The following is a 20523-nucleotide window of genomic DNA, read 5'->3' on the forward strand; positions in this document are numbered from 1 at the left end:
TGAATATGACGACGGCGCTAGCCGAGACTCATGCGGACCTGGCTCCAGGCTCCGTGGTCGTCATCCGCGACGAGGAATGGCTCGTCACCTCCACCGAGGACACCGCGGACGGACTCCTCGTCCACGTCCAGGGCCTCGGTGAGCTCGTCCGGGACAGCACCGCGAGCTTCTACGCGAGCCTCGACCGCATCGAGCCCCTCGACCCCGCCGCCGCCCGCGTCGTCGCGGACTCTTCGCCGCACTACCGCACCGCGCGCCTGTGGCTGGAGTCCACCTACCGCAAGACCCCGGTGCCCCTCGGCGACTCGAACCTGACGGTCTCCACACGGGCTCTCGCAGACGCGCTCACCTACCAGCAGACGGCCGTGCGCAAGGCGCTCGATCCCGCGAACCTCCGCCCCCGGATCCTCCTCGCGGACGCGGTCGGCCTGGGTAAGACGCTCGAGATCGGCATGATCCTGTCCGAGCTGGTCCGCCGGGGCCGGGGCGAACGGATCCTCATCGTCACGCCGAGGCACGTGCTTGAGCAGATGCAGCACGAGATGTGGTCACGCTTCGCGTTGCCGTTTGTCCGGTTGGACTCGGCCGGCATCCAACGGGTCCGTCAGCGCATGCCCGCCACCCGGAGCCCGTTCAGCTTCTACAAGCGCGTCATCATCTCGATCGACACGCTCAAGTCGGAGCGCTACATCGCCCACCTGAAGAAGCAGCGCTGGGACGCGGTCGTCATCGACGAGTCGCACAACCTCGCCAACGTCGCCACGCTCAACAACCAGCTCGCCCGTCTCCTCTCCCGTAATGCGGAGGCACTCATCCTCGCCTCCGCGACGCCGCACAACGGGCGCAAGGAGTCGTTCGCCGAACTGCTCCGGCTCCTCGACCCGTCCGCCGTACCGCCCGACGGCGTCGCCTCCCCCGAGGAGGTCGAGCGCCTGGTCATCCGTCGCCACCGGCACAGCCCCGAGGTGGCCGGTGCGGTGGGTGCGGACTGGGCCGAGCGGCAGGAGCCGGTCAACCGCCTGGTCCAGGCCTCGGAGCCCGAGAACGCGATCGCCCGAGAGTTGGACGAGACCTGGCTTCACCCGGTCGGTGGCGTGAGCCCGCACTCCGGTCAGAACAGCAGCCTGTTCCCGTGGACGCTGGCGAAGGCGTTCCTGTCCTCCCCGGCAGCGCTGCGCGACACCGTGGTCGAGCGGATCAAGCGACTCGGTGCCGGCCCTGCCGCCGACACCGAGCGGAAGGCACTCAAGCGCCTCCTCGACCTCGCCAGCGCCGCCGTTCCGCACAAGCCCGCGAAGTACCACGCGCTCCTGGACGAACTCCGCCGCATCGGCGTCAAGAAGGGCGCGTCGGAGCGCGCCGTGGTGTTCGCCGAGCGTATCGCCACCCTCCGCTGGCTCCAGGAACACCTACCGAAGGACCTCGGCCTCCCGAGAGAAGCCGTCGAGATCATGCATGGAGGACTAGCCGACGACGAGCAGCAGCGCATCGTCGAGGCGTTCAAGCAGGAGCAGGCCCCGATCCGGGTCCTCGTCACAGGTGACGTCGCCTCCGAGGGCGTCAACCTCCACGCGCAATGCCATGAGCTCATCCACTTCGACATCCCGTGGAGTCTGATCAGGATCGAACAGCGCAACGGCCGCATTGACCGGTACGGGCAGAAGACACCGCCCCGCATCACGGCCCTGCTCCTCGAGCCCACCAGCGAGCGGTTTGCGGGAGACATCCGCGTGCTCGCGAGCCTCGTGACGAAGGAGAACGAGGCCCACACCGCACTCGGGGACGTCGCCTCGCTGATGGGCAAGTACGACGTCGACGGCGAGGAGGAACAGATCAAGGCCGTCCTCGCCGGCGCCAAAGCGCTGGATGACGTCGTCCGCACCGTCGACGAGGTGGCCGCGAGCGATGACCTCACCGGCCTCTTCTACCGGCTCTTCGACGCCCCCGCGGTCACGTCACCGGACCAAGTCACCCCGAGGGAGCCAGACGGACGAGCGGGCTCCGGCCTCTACCCGGACGAGATCTCCTACCTCGACGAGGCGCTCCGGGCCGCGTTCATCGACCCGACTGCGCCGCCAGGCAACAACGGCGTCGCCTGGCGCCGGAACCCCAAGTTCGGCACGGCGCAGATGGTTCCGCCGAAGGACCTGACCCAGCGCCTCGCAGTCCTCCCCCAGTCCTACCTTGCCGATCGTCGCGTCACGGACGAGTTCGTTCTCGCCACGACCAGTCTCCGCGGCAAGGATCGGCTCGAGGCGGCACGCCGCGACGAGACCTCGTCATCCTGGCCGGACGCCCACTTCCTGAGCCCGTTGCACCCGGTCCTCGACTGGGCCTCGGACAAGGCTCTGGCTCACCTCAACCGCAACGAGGTCTTCGCGGTGCGCGGCGACGTGGACTCCCCCACGGTGCTCCTGCTCGGCACGCTCACCAACCGGCGCGGTCAGGTGGTCTCGACCAGTTGGTTGACCGCCGAGTTCCCTGCCCTAGAGGACCCGGACTTCACCCTCGTCAGCCCGTACGCCTCCGCCCATGAGGCGCTCCAAGCCCTCGGCTGGGGGACCACGCGCGCCAACCCTGGCGCCGTCGGTGACCTCGACCGGCTGCAGCGCCTCATCCCCGTCGCCGTCCGACATGCCCGGGCCCAGATGCGGGAGGTCTTCGCCGCAGCCGGCGCAGACGTGGCCAGGCGCGTCGAGCAATGGGTCCGGCGCCTCGACGCTTGGGACACCGAGGCGGACGCACTCCTCCAACGCAGGGAGCTCAGGCAACGTCGCGTCAGCGTCCAGCAGGAACGAGAGATCGTCACGGCCATGAACCCCGATCGCCAGTTGGTCCGCCCGCTCCTGGTCGTCGTCCCGCAAGTGGAAACCCACGCATGAGCACCTCCGACGCAATCCTCGTCGGTGAGGACTGGATCTCCGAGCACTACTTCACCACCGATGCGACCTCCCAGTCGTTCCAGGCACGGGTCCTCGAGCGCCGCAAGGCCTGGGACGCCGAGGCGAAGGAAGGTCGCTTCACCCCTCTCTCGCGGTTCACCGCGACCCGTCAGAGTCTCGAAGTCGACCTCGCCGGTCTTGAGGAGATGCCCGACGGCGAAGGCTCGCCATTGTGGGAGTCGGTCGAGTCGATCTATGGGCGCGTTCTCGACGTCCTCGGCCTCACCCGGCACGGACTGGTCACCGAGGCCACCGGCCCACTCATTCGAGTCTCCTCGCCCGGGATCACCGAGAACGCACCACTCTCGGTGATCCACGCCAAGCCGGCCGCATCGGTCGAGGAGATCCTCGCCAAGGACGCGTCGAGTCTGCCCGTTCCCGTGGCCCTGGACGGTGAGGAGGCCGAGTTCATGTCGGCGGCTCGCCTCGCGTCCGCGCTCTTCGTCGCCGACGACGGGCCTGACCTCATCCTGATCCTCGCCGGCCGGTGGATCGTGCTCGCGGAGAAGGAACGCTGGGCGGAGGGCCGTTACCTCGCCATCGACCTCCAACTCGTGTGCGAACGCAACGAGACCAAGCGGGGCGGTGAGGTCGACCGTGCCCTCACCTGCCTGTCCGCCGAGTCAATCGCCCCGGACTCCGACGGCAACCTCTGGTGGCACGGTGTCTTCGATGACTCGGTGAAGCACACGGTCGGCGTCTCCCAAGACCTTCGAGACGGTGTCCGCGCCTCGATCGAGATCATCGCCAACGAGGTGGTCACGCGGCGCGCAGCGCGTGATCTTCCGCCGTTGCCGGCGGCGGAAGCCCAGCCGCTCGCCAAGCAGGCGTTGCGCTTCCTGTACCGGATCCTGTTCCTGCTGTACGCGGAGGCCTCCCCGCAACTCGGCGTGCTCCCGGTGGGCACCCAGGAGTACGGCGACGGCTACTCCCTCGACCGCCTTCGCGAACTCGTTCAGGTCGAACTCACGTCGGCACGCGCACTCGAAGGCACGCACCTCTACGAGTCGCTCGGGGCGCTGTTCCGGCTCGTCGACTCCGGTCACCAACCTGCGGCAGAGCCGCACGTGGCCGACGGCGGCGCCGCAGTAGTAGAGGACGGTTCCGCTTTCGCGCCCGGACTCACGTTCAACGCGCTGCGCGCGGACCTGTTCCGCCCCGAGGCGACGGCGCACATCGACGAGGTCGGTCTCGGGAACCGCGCCCTGCAGGACGTGCTGACGCGTCTGCTGCTCAGCAAGGAGAAGCGCGGACGCGATCGCGGCTTCATCTCCTACGCCGAACTCGGAATCAACCAACTCGGCGCGGTCTATGAGGGCCTCATGTCCTACACCGGGTTCTTCGCGGAGACCGACCTGTACGAGGTGGCGAAGGGCGGCGACTCCAGCAAAGGATCCTGGGTCGTCCCGATCGACCGTGCCGAGGGCATCGACAGCAAGGACTTCGTGCGTCACGAGGATCCGCGAACCGCGGAGCAGGTGCCGGTGAAGCACGACGCGGGGTCGTTCGTGTTCCGGCTCGCCGGCCGGGAGCGGCAGCAGTCGGCGTCCTACTACACGCCTGAGGTCCTCACCCGTTTCACCGTCGGGCAGGCCCTCGAGGAACTGCTCGACCAGGACGGACCCACGCCCGCGTCGCAGATCCTCGAGATGACCGTCTGCGAGCCGGCACTCGGATCAGGGGCGTTCGCGATCGAGGCCGTGCGCCAGCTCGCCGAGAGGTATCTCGACCGGCGGCAGGAGGAGGTCGGACGCCGAATCGACCCCGACGAGTACCCGCAGGAACTCCAGCGGGTCAAGGCCTATCTCGCACTGCACAACGTCTACGGCGTGGACCTCAACGCCACGGCCGTCGAACTCGCCGAGATCTCCCTCTGGCTCGACACCATGGTCTCGGGCCTGGCCGCGCCGTGGTTCGGCCTGCACCTCAGGCGAGGCAACTCCCTCATCGGCGCCCGCCGCGCGGTATACCGACGCGACCAGGTCAACGACAAGTCCTGGCTCAAGAGCGTGCCACGGGACTCCGCGCTCAACACCCTCGTGGAGGACCTCCGGGCCGGAAGTGTCGGCGGTGACCTCGGCGGCGGCATCCACCACTTCCTGCTCCCGGCCGACGGCTGGGGCGCCGCCGCTGACGCCAAGGAGGCGGCCACCCTCGCCCCGGACGCGACCGCAACGTTGAAGCGCTGGCGTGGCTCCATCAAAGCGAAGCCGACCAAGCAGCAGGTCGACGCCCTCGCCGAGCTGGCTCACCGGGTCGAGGTGCTCTGGCAGTTCGCCTACCGACGCCTGGAGATCGCCGAGCGCGAGATCCGCCGTTCGGTGCCCGTCTGGGAGGCGGGCGAGCTGCCCGAGGGCGGCGCCGTGCAACGCGAGCAGATCGAAGCCGCCCTGGCCGACGCGAACGGCGCGTACCGCCGGCTACGCCGGGTCATGGACGCCTGGACCGCTCTTTGGTTCTGGCCACTCACCAAGGATTCCACCACCGTACAGACACCCGACGGCACCACGCAGGCGCAGCCGCCGACGCTCGCGCAGTGGATCGATGCCCTCCAGCGCCTGCTCGGTCGCAGCCCTGAACTACGCAAGAAGAACGACCGGAACCAGGAGACCCTGGCCTCGTCGATCTCGTGGGACGAACTCGCCGATGCCGAAGAACTCGAGATCACGCTCGCCGGCACACAACCGATCGAAAGGGTCGTGGCCGACCACCCCTGGCTGGTGGTGTGTGACCGCGTCGCCGAACAGCAGGGCTTCTTCCACTGGGATCTCGACTTCGCCGCCGTGTCCGCGCGCGGTGGGTTCGACCTACAGGTTGGGAACCCGCCCTGGGTCCGCCCCCGAGCCGACGTCGACGCACTGCTCGCCGAGGGCGACCCGTGGTGGCAACTCGCCACGAAGCCATCAGAGTCGTTGCGCGCCACGATGCGACTCACCACCATGGAACTACCAGGCGTGACCGAGCTGGTCGTTGCCGGCACCACCGACGTCGCGGGAACGGCGGCCTTCGTAGGTGCAGTGCCCCAGTACCCGCACCTCAAGGGCCTGCAGCCCGACCTCTACCGCTGCTTCATGGAGCAGACGTGGCGACACGCCTCCAGCCGTGGTGCCGTGGGTTTGATCCATCCCGAGACCCACTTTACGGACGAAAAGGCCGGGCTCCTCCGAGAGGCGACCTACACACGGCTGCGACGGCACTGGCAGTTCGTCAACGAACTCCAACTCTTTGAGATCGATCACCACGTTAGTTATGGCATTCATGTTTATGGCGAGCAGAAGTCAGTCGCCAAGTTCCAGATGGCAACCTCGCTCTATCACCCGGACACCATCATCCGCTCGTACGATCACGACGGGTCCGGCGCCGAGCCAGGTCTGAAGGACCCCGACGGGAACTGGGATCTACGGCCCCATGCGAGTCGCATCATAACCGTGACCGATCAGACGCTCGCGACTTGGCACGCGGTCCTCGAAACCCCCACCGTGCCGGTCCGACGCACGCGGATGGTCTACGCGGTGAACCGGTCGGTCGCCGACGTGCTCGACAAGTTGTCGCGGGCGCCCAGAATCGGAGAACTCGGTCTCGAGTTCTCTGCTGGATGGCACGAGAAGAACGACCGAACGAAGGGGTACTTCGAGTCTGCCTGGGGAGCACCGGAGTCCTGGGACGACGTCATCCTGCAAGGTCCCCACCTCTACGTTGCCACGCCCCTCTACAAGACCCCGAACAAGACCATGCTCCACAACCTGGACTGGTCCGCCACCGACTTCGAGACCCTCACGCCCGACGCCATCCCGGTCACCGCGTACAAGCCCATCGGCGACCGCTACCGGTACGACGTCGGCTACACCGAGTGGGGCACCGACGACGACCCCAAGCCCGCGCGCGACTACTACCGCATCGCGTGGCGCCGCATGGCTGCGAACACCGGTGTCCGCACTCTCATCGCGGCCCCAATCCCTCCGGGGGCTTCACATGTGAATCCAGTCCTTTCCATGGCCGTGGCCTCCAACAGTTTGCCCGAACTCGCGCAAATCGGCGCTTTCGCAAGTTCTTTGATCCTAGACTTCAGCGTTCGCACGGCTCCAAAATCAGAGATTCTGTTCGGCACGATTGGCCGGCTCCCCTACGTGCGAGGGCACGCGCTTGGAGGACATTTACTCCTCCGGTACCTGCGACTCACATGCCTCACATCGGCCTACGCAGAGTTCTGGGACTCCTGCTACTTGCCGTCCTTCCGGATCGACTCCTGGTCTTCCCCGGAAAGGCGAGGGAACTCAAATCTTGGTGACGTCTTGCGGACTTGGTCGGCCCGCACCCCCCTTCGGATTGCGATCGACCGACGGCAGGCCATGCTGGAAATCGATGCCCTCGTCGCCCTCATGCTCGACCTGACGGCCGATGAACTCTGCACGATCTACCGAACGCAGTTCGCCGTGCTTTATGGATACGACCGCGACGTGTATTTCTACGACGTGAATGGACGTCTGGTACCGAACGAGGTCCTCAGGGTCTGGCGCGCCAAAGGTGACCGGATCGCCGAGGAGGAACGCACCGCCACCAACCAGACAGGCAACACCTACACCTACGAGTTTCCTTTTGTGACCCTGGACCGTGAAGCGGACATGCGCCAGGCGTACGCACACTTCGAGCAACTTCTCCGGGAGTGCTCGTGAGTGAACTACTGCCCACACTGCAAGCACGGAGCATCCGCGATGGTCTGGTCGACTACCTGACCACGACGTTCGCGCTAGCCGATGACGATGCCCGGGACGGGCTCGACCGGTTCCTCTCTGACCCAGCAACCGGGATGTTCAAAGGGCCTTACGTCCGGCTCCGTTTGCCATTCCGGGCCGCAGAGCCGGGGTGGCAGGACTCGCTGGAGTGGTCGGGCGGGTTCGAGCCGTACGGGCACCAGGCCGCGGCGTTCGAGCGCCTCTCATCGATGGTCGGCGGTCAGCGCCGCCGGCCGCAACCCACGCTCGTCACGACCGGCACAGGCTCGGGAAAGACCGAGGCATTCCTCTACCCGATCCTGGATCACGTGCTGCGTGCCCGCCGCGACGGCATCACCGGCACCAAGGCGCTCATCCTCTACCCGATGAACGCTCTCGCCAACGATCAGGCCCAGCGACTCACCCGGATGCTCTCGTCGATCCCGGAACTGGCCACGGTCACCGCTGCGCTCTACACCGGCCAGGACGGCCCGGCCCGAACTCGTGTGTCCGCGGACGGCCTGATCACCGACCGCGCCATCATCCGCGACGACCCGCCGGACATTCTGCTCACCAATTACAAGATGCTCGACCAACTCCTCTTGCGGGACACGGACCAGGAGATCTGGCGCAAGTCGGCCACCAGCCTGCAATACCTCGTGCTGGACGAGTTCCATACCTACGACGGCGCCCAAGGCACCGACGTCGCCATGCTGCTCCGGAGGCTGGGCCTCACCCTGAAGAGTCACTGGAGCGAGTCCGACCCCGACCTCACCGAGTCCGATCGTTCCCGGCCCCTCGGTCGGATCACTCCGGTCGCAACCTCGGCGACCCTTGGGGACAAGGGTGATCCCGCCGTCATGCTGGACTTCGCACGCACCGTCTTCGGTGAGGCGTTCGACGACGGATCCGTCGTCACCGAGTCCCGGCTCAACCTCGACGAGTGGACCGCGGGCGCCGACGCCGCGATCACCACTGCGGGCCTCGAACCCGTCCAGCTTGCTGACCTCGACCTCGAGGCAGCGAACGCGGCGCTCGACTCGCTGGGCTCCGATCCCACAGCGGCGGATGTCGCGGCGACGGTGCTCACCCACCTGTACTCCGGCGACACCGCGCCGTTGTTGAACAACCATCGACTCCTTCTCGAGGCCACGCGCGCCCACCCACTGATCCAGGCTCTCGCTCGCGTGTGCACAGACGCAGTCGAACTCGGAGACCTTGTCAGACGAGTCGTGGAGGGCACGCTCGCTTCCTCGCTCACCGCGCCCGCAGCACGGGACGGATGGGGGACGTTCCTCTCCCGCGTCGTCGCGATGCTCGGACATGTACGGGCACTGGTCGGCCGCGACGCACTCTCCGTCGACGTGCACCTCTGGGTGCGTGAACTCAACCGGATCGATCGTGCGGCTGACGCCGGCGCACAGTTCCGCTGGAGCGACGATGGTCAACCCATCGCCGTCCTCGGCGCCGAGGACGTACGTCCATCGTTCCCAGCGGTCTTCTGCCGTCATTGCGGCCGGTCCGGCTGGATGGTCGGTCTCGCACCCGTCGGTGACAGCCTCGCCACCGACGACTCGACGATCCGCCGCGAACACGCCACCGGCGAGGGGCGCGCCCGCGCCCTCCTGTACGCGCCCCGGGAAGCCGACTCTGCCGTGCTGGCCGGCAACACGGTCGAGGGCCTCGCCTGGTTCTCCGTCCGCGGACGGCATCTGCTCACGACTGTTCCCGACGACGATGATCCGGAGCTCCGCGAGGGCTGGATCCTTCCCGTGCTGACCATCACAGGCCCGGATGCCGACGAGGCAGCCAAGAAGGACACCTGTCCCTCGTGCGGCCAGATGGATGCGATCAGGTTCCTCGGCAGCGCCATCGCGACGCTCCTGTCCGTGGCTCTGACCACCGTGTTCGGCTCGGCTGACCTCGATCCCGCCGAGAAGAAGGCACTCGTGTTCACCGACGCCGTGCAGGATGCGGCGCATCGCGCCGGATTCGTGCAGGCCCGGTCACACACCTTCACCCTGCGTGCGGTCCTCAGAGAAGCCGTCGCCGCAGGCTCTCTCACCCTCGACGCACTCGTCGACGAGGTGATCCAGCAGGCCGGCGATGACACCTTCGCCAGGTACCGGGTCCTTGCCCCGGAATGCGCCGACCGGGAATCCTTCACGGCATTCTGGACGAACCCGACGCTGCGATCGGTCCCCGCATCCGTCCGGTCCCGGGTACGTCGGCGCCTCGCACTCGACGTTGCCCTGGAGTTCGGTCTGAACTCCCGGACCGGTCGCACCCTCGAACTCACCGGTGCCGTCGCCGCCGAGGTTGACGCCGGCCACCCTGCCAAACTGGCGGGCGCCGCCCGGACGGTACTCCAGGGACAGCCATGGCAGGACGCCCTCGACGGAGCGGGCGAGCCCGACGACGACGCGCTCGTCCGCTGGGTTCGCGGTGTGCTTGACCGGATGCGCGCGCAGGGTGCCATCGATCACCCGTGGTTCGTCAAGTACCAGCACGACGACGGGCATCGCTGGCCCATCTGGGGCGGCCGTCCCCGTGGCGAAGGTATGCCCGCCTTCCCACCGGGGCGCCCCGCTCCCGGCTTCCCCCGGATCGGGGGCACCGGCTCCGAGAGCGGACTGGACGCCGTCACGTCCCCGCAATCCTGGTACGCGCGCTGGACCTCGAAGGTCCTCGGAGTGAGCCCGAGCGACGGTGGCCGACTCGCCAGGTTCCTTCTCGAGCGCCTCGCGCACGACGGGACCCTGACGACGACGGGCACCAAATCCGGGGCGACGACCTATGCCATCCCACCCTCCGCCGTCGTAATCCTTCCAACGACGCCGGAGGACCTCAGCGACGGACGGCACCTGCTGACCTGCGACGTGTGCCGGGACGTGACACCGGGCAGCGCCACCACCGTGGATCAACTGGTGGATGGGCCCTGCCTGCTCGCTCGATGTGGCGGGCGGCTTCACCGCGCCACCGTGGCGGACGGCTTCTATCGACGCCTCTACTCCTCACCCGACATGCGGCGCATCGTGGCCCGCGAGCACACCAGTCTGCTCGATGACGAGACGCGCGTCGCGTACGAGAACGGCTTCAAATCGGCCGCTGTGGATCCGCAGGCGCCGAACGTCCTCGTCGCCACACCCACGCTCGAGATGGGCATCGACATCGGCGACCTGTCCGCCGTGTTCCTCTCCTCCCTCCCCCGTACCGTCGCCTCGTACCTGCAACGGGTCGGGCGCGCCGGTCGCCTGACCGGGAATGCGCTCAGCCTCGCGTTCGTCACCGGTCGGGGTGAGCAGCTGCCGAAGCTAGGCGACCCGCTCTCCGTGATCAACGGCGAGGTGCGGCCCCCCGCCACCTACCTGCAGGCCGAGGAGATCCTGCGGCGCCAGTACACTGCGCACCTGGTGGACGAGCTCGCCCGTGATGCGGGGCGTCCTCACCCGCGGAAGGCTACCGGGGCAATCGGCTCATCCGATGCCGGCACATTCCTGGGCGACCTCATCGTCCACGCCGAGGCCGAAGCCCAGGCACACGTGGACCGCTTCCTCGGAACCTTCGACGCCCTGCCGGACGATGTCACGCGAGACCTGCGTGAATGGGTCACGCCGGTCCACGGACCAGGCACCAGCGGCTTCGCGGCACATTTGCATGCCGCGAGCGGACGTTGGCAGCGAACCATCGAGACGCTCAACCATCGCATCGACGCCATCGACGCACTGCTGCCGGAACTGATCGCCAAGGAGCAGTCACCCGCGGCCACCGACGATGACCGGCGGGCGCTTCGGTCCGCGCAGGCTGCGCGCAAACTCACGCTGGGGCAGCGCGGGCACCTCACCAGCGAGTACTGGATCGGTGTCCTCGAGGAGTACGGGATCCTGCCCAACTACACCCTGCTCGACGACACCGTGACCCTCGACGTCGGCCTGAGTTGGGTGGATCCGGACACCAACACCTTCGAGAGTTCTCACGCTCAGTTCCAACGGGGATCCGCCAACGCCATCCGCGACTTCGCGCCGGGCGCGACGTTCTACGCCCGCGGCTGGGAGATCGCGATCGATGCGGTGGATCTCGGGATGGACGGCGAGTCGATCCGACCGTGGGCGTTCTGCCCTGCCTGTGGCTTCGCGGCGGACGTCGCCTTGGAGGGCAAGGAGCAGCGCTACGCCACTTGCCCCAGGTGCGGCTCGGCTGGGATTGCCGACACGGGGCAACTGCTCGACGTCGTCGAACTCACCCATGTCACCAGCGAGGTCCGCCGCGACGAGGTGATGATCTCCGACCACCGGGACGACCGAGCCCGCACACCGTTCCAGATCGTCACCGCAGCGGATGTCGATCCAAAGTTAATCTCGAGCCAGTGGTTCGCCGAAGGCACCGGGATCGGGTGCACCTACGCCCGGTCAATGGACGTGCGCTGGATCAACGTCGGCCCACCCGGGCACGGCGTCACCCGGGTGATGAGCGGGGAGGAACGCCCCGGAGCCCTGTTCCGGGTCTGCGCCGGCTGCGGAAAACTCGACACCGACTCCGGCCGGAACCGCCCGCACGAGCATCGACCCTGGTGCCCCCACCGCACGGCCGCCGACGAACACACCCGCACGGTGGCGCTGTCCCGGACGCTGCGCACCCAGGGGCTCCTGATCCGGCTTCCCCACTCCGTCACGATCGGCGACGACTTCGCGGTACCGAGCCTGGCCGCCGCGCTGCTGCTCGGGCTGCGCGAGCAGGTCGGGGGCCACCCGGACCACATCCAGGTCGAGCGCGTCATCGATCCCACCCTCAGCGACGGCAGCGACAACCACGACGCGATCCTCATGCATGATGTGGTTCCCGGCGGCACCGGCTACCTGGCCGAGCTCGCGTCACCTGAGCGTCTGCGCGACCTACTCGTGCGCGCATGGGACGTGGTGCGCGAGTGCGAGTGCCAGCACGAGGAACGGCTGGCCTGCCACCGCTGCCTGCTGCCATTCACGCGGTCCGCCTCCGTGCGCCGCGTCTCGCGGGCATCAGCGGACCGGCATCTACGCACCCTGCTTGGGCTCGCCGCCGACGCCGAATCTGCAGACGGCTCGTCCTGGACCGTCACCGAGATTCCGCCCGCCGAGGACCCGGAGTCACACCTCGAGCAGCGTTTCCGCAAGCTCTTCGTCACGCGCTTGGAGACCCTCGGCGCGAACGTGACCCAGGTTCCTGGAGCTTGGGGCAACACGGTGAGGTTCACACTCCCGGGAGGCACACGGCAGTGGACACTCACGCCGCAGATCAACCTGGCGCACTCCAAGCCGGACTTCGTGCTCGAGTCGAACGACACCTCAGTTCCAGCGGTCGCGATCTTCACCGATGGGCGGGCCTACCACGCCACCGCGGCACACAACCGGCTCGCCGACGACGCCGACAAGCGGGCCATCCTTCGGGAGTTGGGCCACGTCGTGTTGGCCATCACGAGCCAGGACGTCGCGGAAGCCGAGACCGGCAACGTCCCCGTTCCCTCCTGGTACTCACACGACGTGATCGCGACGTTGATGCAACAGCAGCAGTTGATGACGGAACCGGGTGCCTACGAGGCGCTCCAGCACGGCCCCATCGGCTGGCTCATGCGCTGGATCACCACGCCTTCCGCGGGGCCGACCAAGATCGTGGGCCGCGCCGTTCCGATGCTGCTGGCGACCTCCACCCTGGCGAAACCGATCCAGGTATCGGAGGCGGTCACCCTCGCCGAGGCGGCCACCGGAGCCCTGGTCGATCAACCCGTCGACCCGGGGTCGAAATTGGTGAGGCTGTGGCGGCATGGGCCGCTAGCCGCTGCCATCGGGATCCGGGACAGAGTCTTCGATGTCGCCTTGGTACTCGATGATCGTCCCGAGATACTCGACGAGGCTCACGCCCAGGCATGGCGTGAGTGGCTGCAGCTCTCCAACGCGCTGAACCTTCGAGACTGGCCAACCGTCATCACCACGACGTCGGGCGCCGCGGCCGTCGGTACGACTCCCACCAGCGAACCCCTCCCCGAGTCACCGATCTCCTCAGGATGGGAAGAGGCATACAGCCTGGCCATGCCCGGTGAGGAACAGGACCTCATCCGAGCCCTTTCCATCGCCGGCGCCGAACTCACACCGCCGGAGTTGGGGCACGAGACGCCCGCCGGTATCCCGGTCCCGATGAGCTGGCCCCACCACCTGCTGGCAGTCGCGACGACCGAGCTTTCGGATGAGGACCGCACCGAACTGCAGGCGGCCGGCTGGCACCTCGTGCCTCCCGACGTAGACGCCATCCGACGTGCACTGACCGACCCGTCGATCGCTGAGGAAGCCTGATGCCGACGATCATCATGACCAAGTGGCCCGTCAAACTGGATGGGTCCACCCGCGGCAAGGCCATGGCGTTCCTGCAAAAGCTCTCGGCTGACGACACCACGCCCGGCCTGCACGTCGAGCCCATTCAGCAGTCCGCAGACTCGCGTGTCCGAACCGGGCGGGTGGACCAGTTCTGGCGAGCGGTCATGTTCCGGCTCGACAGTGATGGCGAGACCCACTACGTGATCCATGGCGTGTGGCCGCACGACGACGCGATCGACGTCGCGAAGCGCGTCCGTCTCAAGGTCAATCCGATCAACGGTCTCCCACAGATCGAAGCCACTCCCGAGCTGGCCGCGAGTCCGGACTCATCGAACGACGAGACCCCGCCCAGTCCGGAACCCGATACGAAGGCGACGACAGGTGACGAGGCGCCTGCCGCCGTCGTGCCGGATCAGCCCCGGCTCCTCGCACTCGGCCGAACGCGGGAGGAACTCGTCAAGAGACTTGGTGTTCCGGAAGACGTCGCCGATGCTGCGATGGCGGCGGCGGACGACGACGCCATCCTGGAGCTCGCCGGACAGCACGAGGGGTGGCTCGGCATCGTCCTGGTCGATCTTGCCACCGGCGACTCTGTGCAGGAGATCCTCGAGAAGCTCGAGATCGAGGTCTCGGAACCGACGGGCAACGAGGACGCGGACCTGATCACCTCGCTACGCCAACCCGCCGCGCAGACCCAGTTCGCGTTCATCGACGACCAGGATGAGTTGCGACGGGTCATCGAAGCGGGCGACTTCGGTGCGTGGCGCGTCTTTCTCCACCCCGAGCAGCGCAAGTACGTCCGGAAGACCTACGGCGGCCCGTTCCGGCTCTCGGGCGGGGCCGGCACGGGCAAGACGGTTGTGCTCGTGCACCGAGCGCGAGCACTCGCGCGGAGGGACCCTGCCGCCCGGGTTCTCATGACCACGTTCACCACCAATCTCGCCGATGGGATGCGTGACAGTCTCGCGCAGTTGGACCCCGCGATCAGGCTGGCCGCCCAATTGGGTCAGCCTGGTGTTCACGTGAGCGGAATCGACGCCATTGCTGCTGCCGTGAACCGCTCGGCCGGGATCCACATCAACGAGGCCGTCCAAACCGTGCTCGGCGAGGACCGCAGCGCGGTCAACGGCCGGACGCCCGGCGATCGGTGGCGGGCCGTGCTCGACACCACGTCGACCGACCTGCCGCCCGAGATCGCCAACGAGACATTCCTGAGTGCCGAGTATGCACTGATCGTCCTGCCCCACCGGATCCACACCGAGGCCGAGTACCTGCGCGTCCGTCGGCCCGGCCGCGGCGTGGCGCTCGATCGCGCCAAGCGGGTCGCCGTGTGGGCGCTGGTCGCCGCCTACCGGGTGCAGAACCGGATCAGCGGCACGGCCGACTTCGGTGAGGCCGCCGCCATCGCGGCCGCACACTTGGAACTCACGGGCGACGCGCCGGCCGACCACGTGCTGGTCGATGAGGGCCAGGACCTCTCCCCCGCGCATTGGCAACTCCTTCGCGCGCTCGTCGCGCCCGGGCCGGACGACCTGTTCATCGCCGAGGACTCCCACCAACGGATCTACGGGCCGCGGACTGTCCTCGGCCGGTACGGCATCAAGATCGTCGGACGCTCGCAACGGTTGACGCTGAACTACCGCACCACTGCGCAGAACCTGCGGTATGCCATGACGGTGCTTGAGGGCGGCGAATATGTTGACCTCGAGGAGGGGGCGGAGGCTACGGGATACCGCTCGGCACGATCCGGCCCGGTTCCCGTGGTACGTGAAGCCGCGACGCTCGGGGCGGAACTTGACCTGGTCGCCAAGCACACGTCCGCCTGGATAGACGCCGGCGCGGCTCCCGAGACGATCGCGGTGCTCGTACAGGACCAGTTCCAGCGCGACCGGGTCGTCAGCGCGCTCACCGAACGGAGCATCCCGGCACGCGCGGTCGACCGCGAGCGACCAGGTTCCGATCGGATCGCCGTGATGACGATGCACCGGGCCAAGGGCATGGAGTTCAGCAGGGTCATTCTGACGGACGTCGGGCACCAGAGCGCGGCTGAGAAGACTCGACTGGCCGCGATGGATGAGACGGACCGTGCGGACACCGGCCTGCGGAGGCGTTCGCTCGTGTACGTGGCTGCCACGAGGGCGCGGGACGAACTGGTGGTGCTCCAGCGCACCTGAGTGTCATCGCGCCCTAATTCGCAGGGTGAACTCCTTCCAAGGCACATCAGCCGCTGAAGCAATTCAGTAAACCTCAATGCTCGGCAATACCAGCCAGTGCTCGGCCCGACTATCATGCACGCCCCAAGTGTCGGTGCTGCCTTCTATCGTCAGCCAGACGACGAAGGGGAGGAGCATGAAGGTGTCCAACTCGACAGACGGCGCGCGTCGATGCCCTCAGGCTCGCCTCAGATGCGGAATATACGTGCTCGATCGAGGTCGTCAACGACCACGATGGCCTTGCGAAACCGCAGGTCACTTTGTCCGCCGACACCGCATATGAAGTGTGCGGAACTGCCCGCCATCGGAACCAAGCGTCTAGGCCCGCGCATAGAGCCCGGGCCGAAACCCAGAACGGTCGATACACCTTGTCAACAAGGGATTGGTTCGACACGAAGGAGCAACGAGGCGCCCCGGCGCGCAATTACCGTGCCAACAAGGTCAGCGTCGAGCCAGCCCCGACGCTGCATCGCGAAAGGTCTAGTAATACCTTGCCCCCTTAGGGAATCGGAGAACTGGGCGGAGTGAGTTGCTTGGCGGCGATGTATTCACGTATCTGCTCTACGAAGGAACTGTGTACGCCCTCATTCTCGTGCAGCCGTTCGTCCATGACCTGCTTCAACCAAGCCATCTTGTCCCGTGACCCAATCGCCGGGTGAAAGCTCTCCAACTCGCCCAATGGCACAATAAAGATCCCTAGCGCGCCTAGATCGTCAATAATTGACTCGATGGCCGCTCGCGCATCTCCATTCAATAACGCGACGCCGGAGATCTTCATCTGCTTCCACCCAGACCGCGCTTGTAGAACTTGCCTAACATTCGCAATTTCCTCCGGGCTCAAGTCCTTCGGTGCGAGTTCAAGGAGTGGTCCAACTCTCGAGCGTAGGCGCTCGCGTGGGACAGTCTCACCCTTCGACACTACCGCTGCCTGAACACTCCTCAATCGTGAGTCGAAGCCTGCGATGTCACCCCCGTGAGCGTCGATCAACTGCTTTAGTTCCGTCCTGTTGGAGAGCATATCGATGTCGACAACTGAGGCGACGGGCACCGCCGCGCTTCGGAGCGAGCGAACTGCACTCGCGATCCGCTGCTTCCCGCCAGTTTGAGTAAAATGGATGTCAACGTGAGGGCTCGTCCGAGCCAAAGAATCCAGAACTGCTCGATAGTAAGTACAATCGCCGAACGACTCGCACACCGCGACGCCGTGGTAGAACAATCCGTCTAGGACCGACGAATACCTCATGAATGGATCTGCATAGAGGTCACGAACCGCATCAGTCGGAATGGACGAAACGTGGTTCTGACTACTGGACCTTGTAATTCTATGGATCGCGACAGGGGCGGATTCATGCGCACTCGAAGCGATCCCTTGTACGATGTCGTCACTGTGTGTAGCCACGATGATGCGTGAACCAGTTTGACAAAGGCGAACCAACAACCGACCCAGGTTTCGTGCCTGTGGCGGGTGAAGGAACGCCTCTGGCTCGTCAAGCAGCACTAGTCGGTGGCTACCGGCAAGAATGTTGAGGACCAGTCCGATGAAAGAACGCAACCCATCACCCTGTTCATTCACCAGCGGAAGTCCGCGCAGTTCTTCTTTGTATTCCTCGCCCAGTGGAGGTGCCGTTTCTCTCGCAGACGTCTTGCCGTAGTGGAGCGGGATATTCATCCCAGCATAGCGGTTCACGGTGATACCCTGCCCGAAGGATTCCTCTACCGCTCGCGATAACTCGATCTCAAGTTCACGGTTCACCCACATCGTCTGGAGAGGCGTCGACGGCATGCCGTTTATCGCATCGAACGATGCATCCGGTCCAACCATTCCAGTTCGACTCTCGGCGGCGAAATGAAGTAGGTATACCTCGGCCAATTGGCCGAGTGTAGTCGATGACTTGAGGATAGAGTTGACTACCGATTCATGAATCACATTGTCGTTTGGAAACTTAAACACGGACTCGTAGTAGCCGGACAACGCCTCGGACGTGCCTGCCGGGTAATAGCGAAGAGACTCCTTGAGTTTCTCCAATTGGTCCTGCACATCACCGCTCCACGTCAGATTGACGCGTTCGACGACCACGCCCGGAATGGGTGGCTGATTTGGATCGGCGCTAAGAAGGTTGACCATGTCGCGAAGTAGTGTGCTTTTCCCGGAATTGTTGGGTCCAACGATGACGGTCACACCCTCTTCGATCGCGATTTCCAGCCCAGATCGAAACGTCAAGGAATTGATTTCCAAATCAAGGACCTTATTTGCCATTCCAACGCCGCCCTTCGTAACCGTACTCTTGCACTGACTACCGTTGATGGTTCAATGTAAGCTGAGTCCGGCACCACCCCTGACTGTCCACGAAGGTCTTCCAACTACCGTATCGGAGACCGCCAAGTCCCGTTGTGGAATATTCGACTGCTCTGGTGCGACCTGCCGTTGTCTGTTGGCCGACCCTGTTCACCTGCCTGAACGATGTAGATGTGTCGCTGCGCCTGTGACAAACTGCAGGTACCGCGCCGTCCACTCCAGGCAAACTCCGCTGAGGTGCGAATCAACGAGTCGGCCACGCATTTTGAGGCGGTCCTCCGGCCACGCGTCGGCCTGGACCTCGCCGCGCATGCTCGCAACGGGGCGCAGGCGTTTTCGTCCTGGTGTCGGGCGACGACGACCTGACCGAGGCAGTCGAAGAGGCACAGGTCCATGGCGCCCAGGTCGCCGTCATGGCCGTGCCCAATTCAGCTGGCAACCCGCACGGAGTCAGTCGATACTTGGTCAGGGCTACCGACGAACTCACTCAACTCGCGGCCGAAGGCATCGACGCGTCGGTCACGAAGGTTGACCTGATCCGGCGCCCGACGATCTCGACACCCCAGGAAATCGATCCGAATCTGTCGCCGGGAAAGGGCAGCGAGGCCGTACCTTCGACCGCTCCAAGCCCGAAAGACGTAGCTCTGAGAGCGCGCCTGCGGCGCAGTACCAATCGGTTGTTCCGGCGTACACAGGTTCGACCGGCACGCCGTCGCCGGTGCAGCCCGCCTACGATGAGGAAGGGCTTGACGAGAGGATCGATGCCGTCGTCAGCAACGTCTTGACCACCTATAGGAAGAGCGCGTCCGCACAGGGTCTCGCCGATTGGTGCACGGTAAGCCGTCGATCCCCCGCGATGTTGACCGTGCGTTGCTGACCGATATGTCCGCAGCTCTGGACGTGTACGACCTGAGCGATCCCGTTCGGTTCCGAATGCGAGACCGCTTCTGGGCACAGGCGGACGGCGAAATGCCCTGATGCTCTAGGGCGCTACGAGAACCGCGGCCCGATCACAAGTCCGTCACCCATTGCTCCAAACTCTCTAAACACTCGGGCGGCTTCTACTATGCTGGTAACAACATTCCGCAAGTCGTCCTGCGTCTGATCGGCGAGTGGCCGTCTGGCTTCCTCTGCCAGTGCCTCCTCGGCGGCGCGCGGTCCCGGCCGAGGGAGATCGAAGCCCCTGAATGAGCGGACCACTTCGACAATGGTGCCAGGCACTTCGATCTCGAATTCCGCACCAGGCAACACTCCTATGAAGGCATCCCCGTCAAATCGCGCGTTACCATCTTCCAGCAGATCCACGATGGGACCGTAGTAATCCAACAGCCAAGCACCTGCATCGATCGGTATCTCCTGCGCTTGATGCGACACAGGAGGGTCGACCACGCGCAACGCCAACTGAGCCCCGGGAAACTTCGTTGCTGATCCGTACGAGTACGAGGGTGCTACTCCTTGAATCGACGCGACCGCACTCTTCTGCTTCCGCATCTTGGTCACCAGCTTGGTCGTCACACGTTCTCGACCCTTAGCCTCGGCGACGGCCCACTCCCCCGATGCGTTGCAGCCAAAGAGGTCTGGACGGCTAGTGCTGGCTCCGTAGTTCACCGCCCACGTGGCTCCGTACCGTCCGATATGCATCATCCACGGAATCCCGAGACTCTTGTCCGCATACAACTTCGCAAGTGCCATTCCTAGATAGAATGACGTGACAGCCTTCTCCGTCGGGTCGAGGTGCCTGTGGGCAGGCGTGGTTGTCAGACGCTTCGATTTGTCGATGTCATAGTAGGCGTCCAGCATGGCCACCCGATGGAGGATCTCCGCGTGCGAATGCGACCCGAAGCGAAACCAGTCGGATTTGGACTTGCCTACCGTTATCGACGCATGAATCAAGTCACCCCACCGAACATCCAACTGATTGACACCGTTGAGACCCGAGCTTGCCGGGAAGTCGGTTGCCTCGATCGGTATGGAGAGTTCGTCCGTCACCCGGGGTGCCATGGGCCCTACCGTAGG

Annotated in this window: 7 protein-coding genes; 5 read left to right on the forward strand and 2 right to left on the reverse strand. The window is 65.6% G+C overall.

What is annotated here, in order from left to right; all coding sequences use genetic code 11:
• Positions 1-5 precede the first annotated feature (5 nt).
• The 4 genes from HALOF300_RS20370 to HALOF300_RS20385 are packed head-to-tail and all read left to right on the forward strand — an operon-like array spanning position 6 to position 16172.
• On the forward strand, positions 6-2882 hold the full coding sequence (locus tag HALOF300_RS20370; protein ID WP_156742735.1) for a helicase-related protein: 2877 nt from the start codon (positions 6-8) through the stop codon (positions 2880-2882).
• Positions 2879-7615 (forward strand): DNA methyltransferase family protein, encoded by a 4737-nt coding sequence (locus HALOF300_RS20375; RefSeq protein ID WP_156742736.1) that lies wholly within the window; start codon positions 2879-2881, stop codon positions 7613-7615. Before HALOF300_RS20370 ends, HALOF300_RS20375 begins: the two co-directional genes overlap by 4 nt.
• Positions 7612-13977, forward strand: a complete 6366-nt coding sequence (locus tag HALOF300_RS20380; RefSeq protein WP_156742737.1) for a DEAD/DEAH box helicase — start codon at positions 7612-7614, stop codon at positions 13975-13977. Before HALOF300_RS20375 ends, HALOF300_RS20380 begins: the two co-directional genes overlap by 4 nt.
• Positions 13977-16172 carry a UvrD-helicase domain-containing protein gene (locus HALOF300_RS20385; RefSeq protein WP_156742738.1) on the forward strand — a complete coding sequence of 732 codons (2196 nt, stop codon included), beginning with the start codon at positions 13977-13979 and terminating at the stop codon, positions 16170-16172. Before HALOF300_RS20380 ends, HALOF300_RS20385 begins: the two co-directional genes overlap by 1 nt.
• 538 nt (positions 16173-16710) lie before the next feature.
• Here the strand turns inward: HALOF300_RS20385 and HALOF300_RS20390 are convergent.
• Complete coding sequence (locus HALOF300_RS20390; RefSeq protein WP_156742739.1) at positions 16711-18468, reverse strand: ATP-dependent nuclease; 1758 nt, start codon at positions 18466-18468, stop codon at positions 16711-16713.
• Positions 18469-18851: 383 nt separating this feature from the next.
• On the opposite strand from HALOF300_RS20390, the gene HALOF300_RS27765 reads away from it, so the two are divergent.
• Positions 18852-19292 carry an NYN domain-containing protein gene (locus HALOF300_RS27765; RefSeq protein ID WP_197522713.1) on the forward strand — a complete coding sequence of 147 codons (441 nt, stop codon included), beginning with the start codon at positions 18852-18854 and terminating at the stop codon, positions 19290-19292.
• Positions 19293-19497: 205 nt separating this feature from the next.
• Here HALOF300_RS27765 and HALOF300_RS20400 read toward each other — a convergent pair whose 3' ends face one another.
• Entirely contained in the window at positions 19498-20508 is a 1011-nt protein-coding gene (locus HALOF300_RS20400; protein ID WP_156742740.1) for a hypothetical protein, read from the reverse strand.
• Positions 20509-20523: the final 15 nt, after the last annotated feature.

Origin of the sequence: Occultella aeris, from assembly GCF_902703175.1 — a bacterium.
GTDB classification, from domain to species: Bacteria; Actinomycetota; Actinomycetes; order Actinomycetales; family Beutenbergiaceae; genus Occultella; species Occultella aeris.